General features: G+C 63.6%; 3 protein-coding genes and 1 pseudogene. All 4 read right to left on the reverse strand.

What is annotated here, in order from left to right; genetic code table 11:
• Positions 1–387: pseudogene (locus AC2VNK_RS07945) on the reverse strand (sensor histidine kinase); the annotation flags it as partial.
• Complete coding sequence (locus AC2VNK_RS07950) at positions 357–959, reverse strand: DUF4390 domain-containing protein (protein ID WP_486883404.1); 603 nt, start codon at positions 957–959, stop codon at positions 357–359. The pseudogene AC2VNK_RS07945 and the gene AC2VNK_RS07950, both read right to left, overlap by 31 nt.
• Positions 956–2,206, reverse strand: coding sequence for a 16S rRNA (cytosine(967)-C(5))-methyltransferase RsmB (rsmB, locus tag AC2VNK_RS07955; protein WP_486883405.1), 1,251 nt, complete (start codon positions 2,204–2,206; stop codon positions 956–958). Before rsmB ends, AC2VNK_RS07950 begins: the two co-directional genes overlap by 4 nt.
• Positions 2,207–2,250: 44 nt before the next feature.
• On the reverse strand, positions 2,251–2,955 hold a 705-nt coding region (gene fmt / locus AC2VNK_RS07960; protein ID WP_486883406.1), incomplete at its 5' end, for a methionyl-tRNA formyltransferase.

Here is a 2,955-nt window from a genome sequence, read left to right on the forward strand (position 1 = left end):
ACCCCGATTCAGATATTGCCAGGAAAAACCGAAGACGATGACCGCTGGCAGGAAACTGAGCAGGGTAATGATGACCACCAAACGGGTGGCGAGTTGACTGCCCACCTCGCCTCGCCGCAGGCGCAACAGCAGCGCCACCACCGAGACCAGCACCAGAATGAGCAGAAAGAGGACGATTCCTGCGGAAATCACCAGCATGGGCACAAAATAATGGCTCAGCGGTCCCCCGGCGCTGGTGAAAAAGTTGATCCCCAAAAAGGCAACGATAGCCAACAGAAGCAGAACAGCGCCCCAGCGCGGCCCCACCCGCTGCTGCTCCGGGGTGGTGCCGGCACTCAGGGCACGTAACCAGTTTCTTAGTGCGAAAGGGGCGCGCTGACGATCCATTGGGACTCCAGTTTCCAGTGGCCAAGCAGAGAACGTAAACGCAACGGCAGGGGTAAGGCCTGGACATCAATATACACCCGCAATGCCACCTGACCGCGCGCCGCACCGTGGACCAGCGGGAGCATGAAATCATGCACCTGGGCCAGTGCCGTGGCGACCGCACTCCAGTGCGCGTACAAGGTGAGCGCCCCGTGCTGATCCTCAATGGCGTATTGGTTAGTCAGGGGATAGTAGTGGATGCGCCAGCGCTCCTCCCCGTGTGCATGTACACCCACACCGGGAATGAAGGAGAAGGGTTCGGGCTCCCGCCACTCCGCCTCCACCACCCAGACCAGGGTCTGCCCCTGGTCAAGGATCTGTTGCAAGAGTGCTTCTTTGCCCAGTTGCACACTGGCATTGATTTTGATGGCATCGCCGCAGGGCGTTACCTGCAAATGTTCCACGTGAAACGCCGGATCAGCCACGGCGATCCCTGCCAGACCCCAAAAACAGTAAAGCCCAACCAGGATAACGACCAATTGCTGTTGCCAATTTCTGCTGATGGGCAAACGCAACGCACCATCCTGGCTCACGCACCCTTCTCCAGCAAGGCATAGAAAAAGCCATCCATGTTTTCCTGTCCGGGCAGGCGTTGTCCGGTCAGCGGGTGCGCAGAGCGGCGCGCATCGGGATGGCGCTGGAGAAAGGCGATGATTTGTTCCTCGTTTTCTTCGGGCAGCACCGAACAGGTGGCATAGAGCAGCCGACCGCCGGGGCGCAGACAGGGCCACAGACCCTCCAGCAGGCGCGCCTGCTGCGCTACGGCCTCGGCCACCTCTTCCGGCTGGCGGCGCAGACGGATGTCTGGGTGGCGACGGATGACCCCGGTGCCGGTACAGGGCGCATCCAGAAGAATGGCGTCATAGGGCTCGCCATTCCACCAGGTTGCGGTTTCTGCGGCATCGGCCGCCTGCAAACGTACCATACCGCCTTGTCTTTCCAGGGCTTCGCGCACTCGGTTCAGGCGTTCTGCGGAGCGGTCCAGGGCATCCAGGCGCGTCGCCCCCAGTGCCCATAGGTGAGCGGTCTTGCCGCCAGGGGCCGCGCAGGCGTCCAGAATCCGTTCCCCCTCCTGGGGCGCGAGAATGTGGGCCGCCAGTTGTGCCGCTCCGTCCTGTACCGCCACCCAACCGGCATCCCAGCCCGGCAGGGCCGCTACCGGCACACTGGCGGGCAGACACCAGGCCGCATCACTCCACGTCACGCCCTCGGCCTCCAGGCCTTGTTCTGCCAGCAACCGCCGATATTTGCCGGGATCCACCCGCTGCGTATTCACCCGCAGCCAGAGGGGCGGTGCGCTGTTATTGGCCGCGGCAATGGCGGGCCAGTCTTGCGGATAGGCCGCGCGTAAACGCGCCGCCAGCCAGGCCGGGTGCCCGAGATCGCGATCGGCCAGTGCCACATCCAAAGCCTCCCGCTCACGCAGATAACGGCGCAGAACGGCATTCATCAGACCGCGCGCCCAGGGTTTTTTCAGGGCCTCTGTCATCTCAACCCAATCATTGACCACGGCGAAGGCGGGCCGTTGCCCATGGCGCAACTCAAAAAGGGCCAGACTCAGCAAAAAACCCAAATCCGCATCTTCCTCGCGCCAGCCTTTGCGCAGCAATTGAGCGGCCAGGGCCTGCAAGGGCAGATACTCGCGCAGCGTGCCCAGCACCAGCCATTGCAAGGTCGCCCGATCCGCACCGGTCAACGCCACCGGCAGCAGGGCGGCATCCACCGTCTGCCCGCTATCCACGCCCCGCAATACGGCAATAGCTGCCTTGCGCACTGTCACACCCGATGTGCTTTTTGCCCGCTCAATCCCCGTCCGCCCTTCCCTCATCCCAGCACTTCGCCAACTTGCGGGCGATAACCGCGGGCGAAATCACTACCACTGAGTACGCCCTTGCCCGCCGGTTGCACCGCCAGCAACTGCAATTGATCTTCGCCACAGGTCACCACTACCCCGTCTTTTTCCACGGCAGTGATGGTGCCGGGCGCCTGCTCGCCCCGGACAGGCAGCACCCGCGCCTGCCAGACCCGCAAGCCTTTGTCGCGAAAAAGGGTATGGGCGACGGGGCTGGGATTGAAAGCCCGCACCAGACGCTCCAGCGTCGCCGCGGGAAGCCGCCAGTCGAGCAGCGCCTCGTCCTTCTTCAACTTGCGGGCATAGGTCACCAGTGCCGGATCCTGGGGCACGGGTTTGAGCCGATTCGCCCAGAGCCGGTCCAGAGCCTGACGCAAAGCATCGCTGCCCAACCGTGCCAAACGGTCATGGAGACTCGCCGCCGTGTCATCGGGCGCAATGGGCACGCGCTCCTCCCACAGCACCGGACCGGAGTCGAGTCCGGCTTCCATCTGCATGATGGCGACACCGCTTTCTTTGTCGCCCGCCGCGATGGCCCGGGCGATAGGCGCCGCGCCGCGCCAGGCGGGCAGGAGACTGGCGTGGACATTGATGGCGCCGCGCGTCGGCAAGTCCAGAATCGCCTGGGGAAGAATCTGACCATAGGCCACGACAATCAGCAGATCCGGCGCCAGGCT

This window comes from Acidithiobacillus sp. TH-A35 (genome assembly GCF_057473505.1).